General features: G+C 63.6%; 6 protein-coding genes and 8 pseudogenes. 6 read left to right on the forward strand and 8 right to left on the reverse strand.

The window, feature by feature from the left end:
- Positions 1 to 101: 101 nt before the first annotated feature.
- The 3 genes and pseudogenes from ACLBX8_RS30715 to ACLBX8_RS30725 form a co-directional block, all read right to left on the reverse strand.
- Positions 102 to 998 (reverse strand): annotated as a pseudogene (locus ACLBX8_RS30715) (IS3 family transposase); the annotation flags it as partial.
- A 52-nt stretch (positions 999 to 1,050) separates the two neighbouring features.
- Positions 1,051 to 1,854 carry a hypothetical protein gene (locus tag ACLBX8_RS30720; protein ID WP_447716326.1) on the reverse strand — a complete coding sequence of 268 codons (804 nt, stop codon included), beginning with the start codon at positions 1,852 to 1,854 and terminating at the stop codon, positions 1,051 to 1,053.
- A 201-nt stretch (positions 1,855 to 2,055) separates the two neighbouring features.
- Positions 2,056 to 2,218: pseudogene (locus tag ACLBX8_RS30725) on the reverse strand (IS5/IS1182 family transposase); the annotation flags it as partial.
- Between the two features lie 368 nt (positions 2,219 to 2,586).
- Between ACLBX8_RS30725 and ACLBX8_RS30730 the strand changes: the two are divergent.
- The 3 genes and pseudogenes from ACLBX8_RS30730 (at position 2,587) to ACLBX8_RS30740 (ending at position 6,612) form a co-directional block, all read left to right on the forward strand.
- Positions 2,587 to 3,645, forward strand: a complete 1,059-nt coding sequence (locus ACLBX8_RS30730; protein ID WP_447716327.1) for a hypothetical protein — start codon at positions 2,587 to 2,589, stop codon at positions 3,643 to 3,645.
- A 77-nt stretch (positions 3,646 to 3,722) separates the two neighbouring features.
- A pseudogene (locus ACLBX8_RS30735) lies at positions 3,723 to 4,086 on the forward strand (ISL3 family transposase); the annotation flags it as partial.
- A 1,257-nt stretch (positions 4,087 to 5,343) separates the two neighbouring features.
- Positions 5,344 to 6,612, forward strand: a complete 1,269-nt coding sequence (locus tag ACLBX8_RS30740; protein ID WP_447716328.1) for an IS256 family transposase — start codon at positions 5,344 to 5,346, stop codon at positions 6,610 to 6,612.
- 79 nt (positions 6,613 to 6,691) lie between these two features.
- Here ACLBX8_RS30740 and ACLBX8_RS30745 read toward each other — a convergent pair.
- Positions 6,692 to 7,217: pseudogene (locus ACLBX8_RS30745) on the reverse strand (transposase); the annotation flags it as partial.
- 80 nt (positions 7,218 to 7,297) lie between these two features.
- Here ACLBX8_RS30745 and ACLBX8_RS30750 point away from each other — a divergent pair.
- Positions 7,298 to 8,305 (forward strand): annotated as a pseudogene (locus ACLBX8_RS30750) (IS110 family transposase); the annotation flags it as partial.
- Between the two features lie 1,086 nt (positions 8,306 to 9,391).
- Here ACLBX8_RS30750 and ACLBX8_RS30755 read toward each other — a convergent pair.
- From ACLBX8_RS30755 to tnpA, 4 genes and pseudogenes are all read right to left on the reverse strand, one after another.
- A pseudogene (locus ACLBX8_RS30755) lies at positions 9,392 to 9,895 on the reverse strand (helix-turn-helix domain-containing protein); the annotation flags it as partial.
- 53 nt (positions 9,896 to 9,948) lie between these two features.
- On the reverse strand, positions 9,949 to 11,454 hold the full coding sequence (gene tnpC, locus ACLBX8_RS30760; protein ID WP_447716329.1) for an IS66 family transposase: 1,506 nt from the start codon (positions 11,452 to 11,454) through the stop codon (positions 9,949 to 9,951).
- Between the two features lie 102 nt (positions 11,455 to 11,556).
- Positions 11,557 to 11,904, reverse strand: coding sequence for an IS66 family insertion sequence element accessory protein TnpB (tnpB, locus tag ACLBX8_RS30765; RefSeq protein ID WP_024827170.1), 348 nt, complete (start codon positions 11,902 to 11,904; stop codon positions 11,557 to 11,559).
- A 98-nt stretch (positions 11,905 to 12,002) separates the two neighbouring features.
- A complete protein-coding gene (gene tnpA, locus ACLBX8_RS30770) occupies positions 12,003 to 12,290 on the reverse strand; it encodes an IS66-like element accessory protein TnpA (RefSeq protein WP_447716330.1) in 288 nt (95 codons plus the stop codon).
- 77 nt (positions 12,291 to 12,367) lie between these two features.
- On the opposite strand from tnpA, the pseudogene ACLBX8_RS30775 reads away from it, so the two are divergent.
- Positions 12,368 to 13,051, forward strand: a pseudogene (locus ACLBX8_RS30775) (IS3 family transposase); the annotation flags it as partial.
- A gap of 656 nt (positions 13,052 to 13,707) precedes the next feature.
- A pseudogene (locus tag ACLBX8_RS30780) lies at positions 13,708 to 14,070 on the forward strand (transposase); the annotation flags it as partial.

The following is a 14,070-nucleotide window of genomic DNA, read 5'->3' on the forward strand; positions in this document are numbered from 1 at the left end:
ACCATCAGGGCCAGCGGTCAACATGAACGACTGCATCGAAAGGCCGGACACAAGACTGCACCCGACCAACGCGTCAGAAGCTCAATTCGCCACTTGCAATGCGGGAGCCATCCACACAGGACAGGCGCAGGTGGCCGATAGCCAATCGACGAATGCGGTCGGACGCGGCTGTAGGTAGATTGTCATCGACCAATCACGATCTGCGCCTCCTTCAGCGAGCAGAAAATCTCTTGGCGCAGGCACTCGTCGCGCAGCCTACCGTTGAAGCTCTCCCAGTACACGTTCTCCCACGGCGAGCCGAGTGCGATGTACTGAATCTGTGGCCCCGTCTTGGCGACCCACTGGCACAGCGCCTTCGAGATCATCTCGGGGCCGTTATCGCAGCGGATGTGCTCCGGGATGCCGTGCAGGCACATCGCATCGGCCAGCGTCTCGATCACACCTACGCTGTTGATGCGTCGGGCCACCTTCAGCGCCAGGCATGTCCGACTGTGCTCGTCGATCAGCGTCAGGATGCGCAGGCTCCGCCCGTCGTGTGTCTGCGCCTGCACGAAATCGAAGCTCCACACATGGTTGCGGCGGAGCGGCCGTAGTCGCACGCATGAGCCGTCGTTCAGCCAGAGACGGCCGCGCGGCCGGTGCTCCTGGGGGACCTTCAGCCCCTCGCGGCGCCAGATGCCCTCATCCTGAGGTTCTCGAAGGATGAACCCGATCCTTGCCCACCGGCCAGCCGTCTGCCTGCAGCAGCGCGGTGACACGGCGGTATCTGTCGCGCCCGTACTCGGACGCCAGGGCCATGATGGCGCGGGTCAGCACATCCGCGTCCGCCGGCAGTGTGGGCACGTAGCGTGGGCACGTAGCGCTGCGTACCCCGGTGCTGGCCGACGATCCGGCAGGCGTGACGTTCGGAAGAGGCCGAACTTCTCCCGGATGCCATCGATCGCCTGCCGGAGCCGCTCGGGGACTACAAGTTTCGAAATGTGGGGCGCAACGTCGGCTGGCTACTGCAACCCCGTCAGAAGACTCAGTTAAATTGATGATTTAATTCAATTAAGTGGCGGAGAGGGGGGGATAATCCGCCACATTTTCTCCCGCCTTAGCGGGGATCCAGTTCCGAGCGGCCGCTACGCCCACATCAGGTTCGGCAGTGTGTACATGGTGCCGGAACGGAATAGCAAGGTCAGCCTCCACCTCGTTTTCCACAGAAGCGGGATCTCCAGAAATCAAATTTTGATACGTGCCTTCGGGCTGAAGTTTCGTGCGGCCGAAACAATTCTCCAGTGAAACGCCGCCGCCATAGATAGTCTTGGTGATCAGACCGGGCCCAGAACGCGACTTCCTTGCATTATACCCGGACGACGCAGTTGCTGAAGGCTTCCGAAATGGCCGATAACGGTAAGATCCAATCAGCGCGCTTACAAGCATTGAGTCTTCTTGAGGCACGATCAGGGACCGGATCAGCGTACGCGAAGCACCAAGATCGAAAGCGCACACGCAGCGCAAATTTGCACCAAAAATAGCCTCCAGCTTCGTAACTTGATCTTCTATTCTGATCGCAATGTCGCCAGGTTCTACAATTTGTGCTTCCAGATCTATAACCGCCACTATATGCTGACGTGGGTCAACGGCTCTTTTTCGGCCGCACTTATCGGTCAATGTTGCATTGCCTGCACGGCTAAGCGCCTCAGCAAGCGCGTTATCGATTGGCATCCCCCAGACCAACTGCACCCGTGTGTTTGCTGCCGAGCCTGACGTTGTAGTTCCGCTCAGCCGCTCTCCGCACTCAATCCTTGATGCGACGGCTGTTAGTTGCTGGCGCGGGAAGGTGGTACAAACCCCCAACTTTTCGTTCATGGCCCGCTCCTTTCCGCTTCCTCAAAGCAATCTCTCAGTTGGGGAAGCCTACCACAAGAAGCTGTTTGCGTTCGCCCCCGGGCTGCACCTGACCTGACCGGCTAGCGATCAAAATCTGACGCTTGGTACCCGGAGCGAGGGGTTGCTTGCGACCCTTCACAGACCCTCGAAAAGCCCGCTTCTCGGCAGCTTGATGGACGATTTTCTACCTGGGATGACGGGCGTGATCCCTCTGCTGCGCCGGTCAGCGCGCAGCCAGTTGGCGTCGTAGCCCTTGTTGGCACTCAAGCGGCGGATCCGGCCAGGCGCCTCGGCCAGCACCGCCGGCGGCGGTCGTCACGTCGCTGGCGTTGCCTGGCGTCAGCCGGGTAGACACCCTATCGCCGGGCAGTACCGACACGCCGCTCCCGGCCCGCGCGCTCGGCGCGCACTGCGATGCCTATTCCGCCACGTTGACCGAGAAGCTGCCGGCCCGCCGCCCTGAGGACTGCCGACGAAGCCGAGGCGGCCGTCGTGTTCCTGATGAGCAACGGCTTCATGAACGGCGAGACCCTGCACATCGACGGCGGCTCGCGGCTCGTCTGACCTGCTTCCCGCCTCGATGGCTAGCCGGACATGGCAGCAGCCCACATTCTAGGACCGACTAGAAAATGCGAGCCCAACCGAATTTCTACCTAGGCGCTCTGGTTGTATGCGTCGCCGCAAGAAAGACTCAGCGTCGGAGGTGTTATCATGTCCGACGTTAGGCATCACCAGTTCGTCCACATCGATGGCTACGGCGTCCAGTCGCGGCGGAAAGATGCCCCAAGAGCTTGCATCAGCGGTATCACCGCAGAAGCCGCAAGGCTTCCGGGCGCATGCGCCCATCTCGCTGAGGTCCGGCCGGCCCACATCCTGCTCGGTATGTCCCCGGTAGAGGCGGGGCGCATAGCGACCGGCCGGGCGATCTTCGCACGCGACAGCCGCGGCCGGAGATTACGTAGCGACGGCGTCGCTATGCTGGCGGTCGTCGCATCCTACCCGGTGCCCCGCTCGCTCGTCGAAGCGGGGCAGTCGAGTGGGGAGAGGGCAACCTATGAGGCTTGGCGCGCCAAGGTGCTGTCGTGGCTCGCGGGCTTGTTCGGCCATAACCTGCTCAGCGTCGTCGAGCACCACGACGAGCCATTTCTCCATATCCACGGCATCGTGGTCCCCGACATCGGGGAGGACGGCCGGCTGCGGCTTGATGAGATCCACCCCGGGCGAGCAGCGATCGCGCGCGTGACCGCGGAGAAGGGCGCGAAGGGTGTGCAACGCAGCGCCTACGTCGCGGCGATGCGGGGCATTCAAGACGATTTTCACACGTTAGTCAGCTCCGCCTTCGGCCACCATCGGCACGGGCCGAAACGTCAACGTCGCGAGCGCCAGCTGCACCTCGCGATCAAGCGCGTCGAGGAGCGCAAGGAGGAGATTGAATTAGAGCACACCGATAGGCGAGCAGCCTTCGACGAGGAGCGCAGGGCCATCCTCGCAGGCCTCAGCGCCGAGTTTGTGAACCGGCTGCGACTGGCCGGGGCGGCCATCCGCGCAGACATCAGCCGAGAGAAAGATTCGACGATAGACACGCTTCGGCAGCAGGTGGCTGAGAAACAGCGGATTGTCGACAACGCGGTCGTTGCACTCAAGAAGGTGAGCCTCGCCAGTCAGAAACACAAATCGGAGAAAGAGCAGCTCAGGGCCGAAGTCGACCGCCTGAAGGCTCTGCTGCAAGGGCGCGAGGCGGAAGGCGCGGGCTTCTCGTTCGGGCAGTGATCGCCACCCCAGCCGCGACGGGACAGTCGAACGGGTGGTGCGCGATGCGGCACGAATCTATAGCACATACGAAACGAGACGCCGACGCCGCCGCTGCGGTCGCGCGCGCTGCAGGATGACGAGGCGGCCCAGGTTGCCGATCTCGGCCGGCGATTCTGTCAGATCGTTCGCAGATGCTGCGGCGGCGCGCAGGCCGAGCCCGGCATCATCGCCGCCTTCGATGCTTAGCTGGCCGACGCCCGAGCCTGAGGCGTGCGGGTGGTCGAGAGCTTCGTCGTCAGCCTCGATCAGGACGGGGCTGACGTTCGCGCCGGCCTTCGCTTAGCCTGGAGCAGCGGGCAGGACGAGGGGCAGGTCAACCGCCCCAAGATGCTCAAGCGCTCCATGTACGGCCGGGCCAAGCTCGACCGGCTGCGTCGCCGCTTCCTCCTTGCAGCATGATCCATCAAACCCGACGGAGAGCCACTTCAATGGGGGGCGGATCACCCTCCGGCGGGCGCCATGGCCACGATAACCGTCAAAGCAACAGGCATGCTCCATGATTGCCTAACGCACCCGGTCCCAACACGTTCCACCACCAAACAGCTAGCGTTGGGAAGTGAATTTCTTCGGCACTTGAATTACCAACTCATTGCTTCTTCCTGAATTGAAAATAACTCCCTTCAGAGTTCCCTTCTCATATCCTGCTGAACCGAAGCTACAATTACCACACAACTCGTATGTTCCTCTGCGACCCATTTTGTCCGCTATAGTCAGCGATTTCTCGAATCCTCCCGCATATGTCACAGTATATCCGGAGCCAGCGTAGACATTCGGCCGACTAGTTTCTTTCAGCCTGTATATGCAGAAACGATTGTTGCAGGCTCCTTTTGCTGAGACTGCGGATGACTCTCGCTCTCTGAGGGTTCCGATGCAGGTTCCGCTCGAGGCATGGCTAAGGTTTCGAATACGGCCTTTAGCCTCGAGTGATCGACAGAGGCCGATACACAACTTGGAAGAATCCGGTCCGCCAACACCGTTGCAGTATCTCTGCACTTTTTCATCGTCGCCCAGACCAGGGCTAGCAATTGCAGATGATACAGCGAACATTGATGCCGACATCAAAAATATGATCGTGACCGTCGAATAAAATCTAAATTTGTTCATTGGCTGCCTCTGCCGTTCCATATAAATGCAGTCTCGGTTTGCTATATAACAACGCCTTTAATCGGCGCGTAAAGATCGAGGAAGAGTCCCTGTTTTCAAAAATTGAGATGTGTAATCGATATCTCACGACGGAAGAGACTCATTGAAGGATTCATAAAAATAACCGGGCCAATCCGAGATCGGTGCAATCGCGAGGTTTGAACAGTTCTAGAGCCGTTCCCGATCGGGTTGCAACGGTTTGGAAGTCGGGCGCCTCCGGTCGCGACAGCCGCGACAGGCCCCCTCTCCCGTTCGGGAGAGGGTTGGGGTGAGGGACGCGCCGCATTAGGATTGAAGGCGCCTTGCCGCACGGTCCGGGTGCGCGTCGCCCGGAAGCCGCACGCCCCTCACCTTGTCCCTCTCCCGGACGCGAGAGGGGACCCGCGCTTCATCTCGCGTGGGCTACGCAGCCGCCGAGCTATGCCGGAAGTTGGGTGACGACGGAGGTGTGAAGGCGGCGTATCGAGGCGGGTGTCGAGCCTGCCAGAACCTCTCAGCGAGAGCGATACGCCTATGCAGACACCTACCAACATCGTCCGGTTTCGTCAGCCTGAGGACATCGACGATCCCCTGACGGACGTGCTGCGCGCCGGTGCCCGCCGCCTGCTCGCCCAGGCCGTGGAGCTGGAAGCCGAGGCCTTTCTGAGCGCGATGCAGGATCTTCGGCTGCCGGACGGACGCGCACGCCTCGTGCGGCACGGCCATGGCCCGGAGCGGGCGATCCAGACCGGCATCGGCCCGGTGCCAGTGGCGCGGGTCCGTGTGCGGGATCGCGGTGCGTGCGGGTCCGAGGACCGGATCCGGTTCACCTCGGCGCTCCTGCCGAAGTGGGCGCGGCGCACCCGCAGCCTGGATGCGCTGCTGCCGGTGCTGTACCTGCGCGGCGTGTCGACCGGCGACTTCCAGGACGCGCTGGCCGCCCTTCTGGGGCGTGACGCCCCGAACCTCTCACCGGCCGTCATCGCCCGGCTGACCGCGGCCTGGGCGGACGAGTATGCCCGCTGGCAGGGCCGCGATCTCTCCGCACGCCGCTATGCCTACGTCTGGGCCGACGGCGTCTACCTGCAGGCCCGGATGGAGGAGCAGGCCGAGTGCATGCTCGTGCTGATCGGAGCGACGCCCGAGGGCCGCAAGGAGCTCGTCGGCTTCCAGGTGGGCGTGCGCGAGAGTGCCCAGAGCTGGCGGGAGCTGCTCATCGACGTGAAGCGGCGCGGGCTGTCGATCGCGCCCGAGATCGCGGTCGGCGATGGCGCTCTCGGCTTCTGGCGGGCGCTGGACGAGGTCTTCCCCGGCACCGCTCACCAGCGGTGTTGGGTTCACAAGGCAGCCAACGTGCTCGACAAGGTGCCGAAGTCCATCCAGCCGGCGATGAAGGCGGACCTGCGCGAGATCCACGGTGCGCCGACAAGTGCGGCGGCCGAGGCGGCGCTGATCGTCTTCGTCGAGAAGTACGGGGCCAAGTACGCGCGCGCTGCCGACTGCCTGACCAAGGACCGCGAGGCGCTGCTGGCGTTCTACGACTTCCCGGCCGAGCACTGGGACCACCTGCGCAGCTCGAACCCGATCGAGAGCGTGTTCGCTACAGTGCGGCATCGGACCGTGCGGACCAAAGGCGCACTCTCGGCCACGACCGCCAAGCTGATGGTGTTCAAGCTCGTGATGGCGGCCTCGAAGACCTGGCGCCGGCTGAAGGGCGAAAACCAGTTGCCGAAGGTCGTGGCCGGCGTCATCTTCCGCGACGGGACCGAGGTCACCGCGAGCCCAGATCACCGCGCCGCCTGACCACCTCCGTCACCTAAAATCCTGCATAGCTCCAGCCGCCCCGTCCCAACCCGATCGGGAACGGCTCTAGTGCATTGATTCACACGGATGGTGCAGCCTGGCTGTTGAGGATTGCGGATGCGGGTTTGGTCCAGACGAAGGGTCTGGACTGCTGGTTGTGCTCGGCGATGTAGCGCTTGATGGCCGCCTGCAGGTCGACGACGCCATTGAACTTTCCGCGCCGCAGCCGCCGACGTGACGGCGCCGAGAAGAACTCCTCGACAGCGTTGAGCCAGGAGGCGGAGGTCAGGGTGAAGTGGAACACCCAGCGCGGGTGGCGCGACAGCCAGGCCCGCACCTTCGCGTGGGTGTGGGTGCGATAGGTGTCGAGGACCACGTGGACGACCTTGCCGGCTGGCACTGTTGACTCGACAGCGTTCCGGCAAGCGCAGGAACTCCGGGTGTCAGTGGCGCTGCATGCTGCGGCCGATCACGGTCTCCTCCAGCACGTTGAGCGCGGCAAACAACGTCGTGGTGCCGTGACGAACGCAGTCGTGAGTGCGCGTGGCCGGCCGTCCTAGTGCGAGCGGTCGATCGGGGCGGGTGCGTTCCAGGGCCTGGATCTGATGGGGTGGAGGGCCCCCTCTGCCGGCATCAGCGTGCCAAGCTGGTGCCGTCGAAGGTCACAGGACAGGAGCCATCCGTCATGCAGATCACAACGATTGGTCTCGATCTAGCCAAGCATGTTTTCCAAGTTCACGGCGTCGATGCAAACGAGGTGGTCGTCGAGAAGCGACGCCTCCGTCGTGGACAGGTCCTGACCTACTTCGCAAAACTACCGCCGTGTCGGATCGGGATGGAGGCCTGTGCCACGGCTCACTTCTGGGCGCGGGAACTGCGCCGATTGGGACACGAGGTGCGCCTCATTCCGCCTCAATACGTCAAAGCCTACCTGAAGCGAGGCAAGAACGATGCGGCAGATGCTGCCGCCATTTGCGAGGCCGTGACGCGGCCTTCCATGCGGTTTGTGCCCATCAAGAGCGAAGAGCAGCAGGCCGTGCTCGTGCTGCATCGCGCTCGGGAGTTGCTCGTGCATCAGCGGACGCAGTTGATCAATGCGCTGCGCGGGCACCTGGCCGAGTTCGGACTGATCGAGGCACAAGGTCCCTCGCATGTCCGGCGTCTGTTAGAGACCATGCGCACGGACACGGCCGTGCCGGAGTTGGCGCGTGCGACTCTCGATTGCCTTGCTTCAGCCCTTGATGCCGTGGACGCTCAAATCGCTGCCGTGGAGGCGAAGATTGGTGCGTGGCACAAGGCAAACCCGATAAGCCAGCGCCTGGCGACGGCCCCCGGCATCGGGCCCCTCATCGCTTCGGCAATCATTGCCACGGTTGCCGACGCAGCCGCCTTCCGCAGCGGGCGGGAGTTTGCAGCGTGGCTAGGTTTGACGCCACGTCAGAAGTCGACCGGCGGAAAGCAGCGGCTGGGGCGGATCACCCGAAGGGGCGATCAATACCTGCGGCGATTGCTCATCGTCGGTGCGCAGACGGTTCTGCTGCGCTCGAAGGCAGCCAAAGCCAATCCGTGGATACAGGGCCTTCTGGCACGCTGCGCACGGTTGAAGGTTGCAGTGGCGCTCGCCAACAAGACCGCTCGGATCGCTTGGGCAATCATGCTTCGCGGAGAAAGCTATCGGCCGACCGCTACAGCCTCATCAGGGTCTGCTGTCTGCCCCGTAACGCTTGCTGAGAGAGAGAGGATGATGGGAATGTCGGTCGCACCGACGGGCTGGGTCAACCTGAAGAAGAGCAGGGTTTCGAACCCGAGGATCTGATGAGGTCCCAGCCTGCGGACGTCCATCGTGGCCAGCGGCCGTGTGCGCCGCGCGAACAGGCCGGACACATGACTGCAAGCACACCGATCTCATCCATCAACTTTTCGCTTGCGAGCCGGGGGCCATCCACACAAGCTCTTCTCGTCCACGGCCAGCACCACCGCATGACGAGCTGCAGATCATCGGACGGCCGCGGCTCGACGGTGACGACGAACTGTCCGCTGCACCGGCCTGCCATCTGCGACTGGACCGGTCGGCGGCGTACGCCGCGACCACTACGCAGTACAGAAAGTCGCGACCGTCGCCGTAGACCGCTCGGCCCGAGTTGCCGCTGACGATCAACAGACAGTTCTGACGCTGCACATTATATACAATGGCGCTTACCGTTAAACACAAAACAATCGGTTAGACTTTGCTTCGGGGGAGTGCCTAAATTTCGGCGATTCTTAATGACATAAGCTTGAATGGACGCATAAGGTATAATCGCTTTTTCTTCCTTATCTAGTCGGCTATCAATAATCTTAACCACGATAAAATTTTCGGCCGTAGCAGATATTAGGCCAGATATCTTGCCGGAGGAGATAAAAAAATCGTAGTAAGATTCTTTGTTCATATCAAAATCTAGCCTTATTCTTTCTTTTATCTTAGAACCATAATCTGAACATGTGATGCCGCCGTTACTGCTGATAGGTAATTCCTGAGAATATGACGGTGTACGTGCAGCAAAATAGCAAACACATGCGGCAATAGCTATTGCGGAAGATCGGAGCATAATTTGTGCCGCCTAAGCCAGTCGATTGACGCAACATATGCTTGACTATTTGCGGAGGCAAAGCAATGCAGACGCCGCCTTTGCGCGTCACCAGCGCCTTGCCGGCAGTGCATGGACCGGCGGCGGATCGGGGGCGCTATTAGAGCTGATCTCGATCAGGTAGCGATGGCCAAGTCGTTCTCGTAGCCGGCTGCGGCGATGTGGCAGCGCAGGACCGTCTGCAGATCCTGGTGCAGGACGAAGCGTGCCCAGATGTGGCGGGAGTGGCCCAGCACCATCGAGAACAGCCAGACGATGCGGGTCACACCCAGCTCGTCGGCGAACGTGACCTCGAAGCGGGCGAAGTCGACCTGGGCTTGCTGGCGGGGCGGGGTCTCGAAGCGAACCTCGAAGGGAGCGGGCAGCGCTGTTCGAAAGGTGCGCAGGTAATCGGTAACTGCGGTGTAGCGGCCCGTGTAGCCGCGCTCCTTGATCTCTCGCCACAGCCGGGAGCCGGTGAGCGCGGGATAGGCGGCGACGCGTTCGCGCAGATAGGCGTTGAAGGGATCGACGTGATGTTCGCGGGGTGGGCGCGGCTTGTAGGCAGGCGGCTCAAGGCCGCGGGCGATGTACTTGCGGACCGTCTTGCGGTCGAGGTTGAGCTGCCGGGCTATGGCGGTGACGGACAGGCCCTGGCGGTGCAGATCCAGGATCATGACGAATTCCGTACGCCTGCGGTGAAGGCCGCGGTCGTTCTCCCGATGGGGTGTCAGGCAGCGATCGGCCTGGGCTGATGTTGGGTCCAGTTCCACGGCAACAGATCGTCGATGTGCCGGGCCGGATGGTCGGGCAGACGGCTGAGCACAGCGGCGAGCCAGGCCTGCGCATCGATGCCGTTGAGATTGGCGGTCTCGATCAGCGTGTAGAGGGCGGCCGCGCGATGGCCGCCGGCATCCGAGCCGGCGAAGGTCCAGTTGCGGCGGCCTACCGCGATCGGCCGGATCGCCCGTTCGGCGGCGTTGTTCGACAGGCAGGCACGTCCGTCGTCGAGGAAAAGGATGAAGGCGCTCCAGCGCTTGAGCATGTAGTCGATCGCTTGCGCCACCGGAGCCTTGGCGGAGAGCTTGGCGCGGTTCTCCCGTAGCCACGCTTCCAACTCGGCAACGAGGGCGGCCGAGCGGGTGCGGCGGTGCGCGCGGCGTTCATCGGCGGCAAGACCGTTGGTGGCGCGCTCGGTGGCGAAGATCGCATCGATCCGCGCCACCGCCTCGATCGCGATCGGAGCCTTCCTGAGCTCGGCCAGCTTGAAGAACTTGCGTCGGGCATGCGCCCAGCAGGCCGCCTCGCGCAGCGGGCCTGGTTTACGGCCGGGTTCGTACAGCCGACCGAACCCGGAGAAGGCATCCGCCTGCACGATGCCGTGGAAGTCGCCCAGCCAAGTCTCGGCATACGCGCCGGAGCGGTCGGGGGAGTTGAAGTAGGCTGCAGCCGGCGGCTCGGGGCCGCCGAAGGGACGGTCGTCACGCACCACCGTCCAGAGCCGGCCCGTGCGGGTCTTGCCCTTGGCCAGGACCGGGACGGGCGTGTCGTCGAGATGCAGGCGCTCAGCCCCTCGAACATGGGCCTCGATCCGGGTGACCAGGGGCGACAGGGCGGTAGTCACCGCTCCGACCCAGCCGGCCAGCGTCGAGACGTCGATCGGTACGCCCTCGTGGGCGAAGCGCTGGCTCTGGCGATGCAGCGGCAGGTGCAGGCCGAACTTGGCCATCATCACCTCCGCCAGAAGGTTCGGGCCCGCGCGTCCGCGCGGGATCGGATGGAACGGGGCCGGAGCCTGCGCGATCGTCTCGCAGTCGCTGCACGAGAAGCGCTCGCGTACGTGCTGGATCACGACCCAGCGCGCCGGGATCCGCTCCAGGGTCTCGGTGACGTCCTCGCCGAGGTGACGAAGGCGCGCTCCGCCGCAACAGGCGCAGGTCGTCAGGCCGGGATGGACGACGCGCTCGCGCGGCAGGTGCTCGGGCAGAGGCCGGCGGGCGGGCTTGCGCCGAGAGGAAGCCGCACCGGAGAGCGCTTCGGGCTCGGCGGCCGCCTGCGCTTGGGTCTCGGCCAGCGTCTCCTCCAGATCCTCCAGGACGAGTTCGAGCTGGTCGATCCGGGCGCTGCGCTCCGAGGAGGTCCCGAACCGTTCTCGCCGCAGCCGGGCGACCTCCAGCTTCAGCCGTTCGACCGCGATCTCCGAGGCGAGCCGGGCCGCCCGCTCGGCCAGGATCATGGCATGGGCGGCGGCAAGATCGGTGGGAAGCGGCGGGGGCTCGGGCGCGTTCGGCACGCTTGAGAGAAGAGCATATTCTTCAAGCGCTGTAATGCGTTATCCTCAGCCGAGAGCGCTCGGACGCCAGCTCTCCTGCGGCATCCGCCAGTCGATCCCCGAGAGCAGGTAGCCGAGTTGCGCCGTCGAGATCGTCACGGCTCCATCCGCCACCGAGGGCCACAGGAAACGGCCGCGGTCGAGCCGCTTCGTGTAGAGGCACGCGCCCTGGCCATCGTGCCAGATCACCTTGATCAGGTCGCCGCGCCGTCCGCGGAACACAAACAGATGCCCGCCATGGGGATCGCGCTTGAGCGTCTCCTGGACGATCAGGCCGAGACTGGAAAAGCCCTTGCGCATGTCGGTGTGGCCGGTGGCCAGCCACACCCGCACGTTGGCCGGCAGTGGGATCATCGGCCCTCCAGGGCGTCGAGCACCCGCCGAAGCGCCGCGGCATCGACGTCGGAGCCGACCCGAACGCGCCGGCCTCTGCCGAGATCGATCTCGATCACTCAGCCGGAGCGACGGCAGCGGTTGTGCGCTCGACTAGGCTCGACCGTCATCGCGGCGGACGTGGGAGTGATCACGACGGGGACCAGTGCTGGCGTGGGACCGCCGACACGCTCGCACAGCAACTTGCGCCAGCGGAACAGCTGACTGACGTGGAGACCGGCCCGGCGGGCGACATCCGAGGTCGACACACCCGGTTCAAACGAAGCGGCGACCAACCGCTCCTTCTCCGCCCGGGTCCAGCGTCGACGTCGCTCGGCTCTCACCAGTTCGATACCCGCCTGGGTCATGCTCAAGGTCCTAGGATTACTCCTATGACCTCAGCCTCAACGGGCCAGCTCACAAGACGGCCTTCGCCGGATGCGTACGATACGGGCGCTATGGCTACCGGAAGATCGGCGCGCTGCTGAAGGCGGTCGGCTGGTTGGTCAACGACAAGCGGGTCGAGCGGATCTGGCGGCGCGAAGGGCTCAAGGTGCCCGGCCGCCAGCAGAAGAAGGGCCGACTGTGGGACGGGGATGGTTCCTGCATCCGGCTCAAACCGGAGCGGCGCGATCACGTCTGGTCCTACGACTTCGTCGAGGCGCGCACCCATGACGGGCGCAAGTTCCGGATGCTCAACGTCGTCGACGAGTTCACCCGCGAATGTCTGGCGATCCGCGTCGCTCGCAAGCTGAAGGGAGCTGACGTGATCGACGTGCTCTCGGACCTGTTTATCCTGCGCGGCGTGCCCGAGCACGTTCGTTCAGATAACGGCCCCGAGTTCATCGCCAAGTCGGTGCAGGCGTGGATTGCGGCCATTGGCGCGAAGGCCGCCTACATCGCGCCGGGCTCCCCGTGGGAGAACGGCTTTGTCGAAAGCTTCAACGCGCGATTGCGGGATGAACTCCTGAACGGCGAGATTTTCTACACGCTCAAGGAGGCACAGATCATCATCAAAAGCTGGCGTCGGCACTACAACACGATCCGCCCGCACGGTGCGCTTGGCTACAAGCTTGACGTCCCCCCATCGCTTTGGTCCGGCGTGAGTGCGAGTTTTCCGGTTGTGTGAGACCCGGACGGGAGGAGCCACACCACGGCCAGTGCTCGTCCATAATCGCGTACGCCACCGAAGCGGCTCGAGTCGGGGCGGCGTGATGCACCACCGCCTCGCCCGAGCGGAAGATCCAGCGGTACCAGTTGCTGCCCTCAATGTGCACGCCGGTCGCGTCGAAGGCGCTCACCTCTATCCGGCCCATCAGGAAACCGGCGGCGATGGCGTCCTTTCGGCCGCCACTCGACAGGCTGATGGCCAGCGCCGTTCCCCAGATCGTCCGGATCACCGATGCCGTGGGTCGAGTCGAGTTCTGCGACAATTAGTGGCCGGACTACACCGCTGTCCCTTACGAGCCGACAACAGCTGCCGAAGTGGCCGTAAACCATGTGCATGCGGACGATGTGCAAGCCACGATGCAGGCATTCAAGGAGACGCGCCGGTCTTGTAGCACCTTCCTCGTCGAGTACCGCACCCGCTCGGCATCCGGGGCCTGCCAGTGATTATCGGTCCGCGCTGATTCCGGGAGCTCAGCAAGCCGGCAGCGGCAGTAATCTGAGGAGCCGCACGTCGTTACGTCAGCTGTTACGTCTGAGCTGGCATTGAAGGCCCGGGCGAGGCGCTTTTGCCTCTAAGAGCCCCTAACAAAACCGGGTTTGGCGCGTTGGGTGGAGATGGCGAGACCGCTCCTCCCCGATGGCCTGTGGGCCGAGATCGCACCGCTGCTGCCGCCTGAACGGGCCAAGCCGAAAGGCGGTCGGCCTCGAACCTCCGACCGCGCCGCACTGACGGGGATCCTGTTCGTGCTGCGCTCAGGCACGCCGTGGGAGTTGCTGCCCCGGGAGATGGGCTGTGGCTCGGGGATGACCTGTTGGCGACGCTTGCGGGATTGGCAGAAGGCCGGAGTGTGGGACCGTCTGCAGCACGTGCTGCTCGATCGGCTCGGTCGCCGGAACGGCATCGACTTCAGTCGAGCGTCCCTCGACAGCGCCTCGATCGCCGCCAAAAGGGGGGCCCGGCGACGGGCCCGAACCCGA

It is taken from the genome of Methylobacterium sp. D48H, assembly GCF_053345715.1.

Excerpts from the sequence above, each read along its gene's own strand:
- ACLBX8_RS30720 (WP_447716326.1), bottom strand. The coding sequence starts at position 1,854 with ATGAACGAAAAGTTGGGGGTTTGTACCACCTTCCCGCGCCAGCAACTA.
- ACLBX8_RS30730 (WP_447716327.1), top strand. The coding sequence starts at position 2,587 with ATGTCCGACGTTAGGCATCACCAGTTCGTCCACATCGATGGCTACGGC.
- ACLBX8_RS30740 (WP_447716328.1), top strand. The coding sequence starts at position 5,344 with ATGCAGACACCTACCAACATCGTCCGGTTTCGTCAGCCTGAGGACATC.
- tnpC (WP_447716329.1), bottom strand. The coding sequence starts at position 11,454 with ATGATCCTGGCCGAGCGGGCGGCCCGGCTCGCCTCGGAGATCGCGGTC.
- tnpB (WP_024827170.1), bottom strand. The coding sequence starts at position 11,904 with ATGATCCCACTGCCGGCCAACGTGCGGGTGTGGCTGGCCACCGGCCAC.
- tnpA (WP_447716330.1), bottom strand. The coding sequence starts at position 12,290 with ATGACCCAGGCGGGTATCGAACTGGTGAGAGCCGAGCGACGTCGACGC.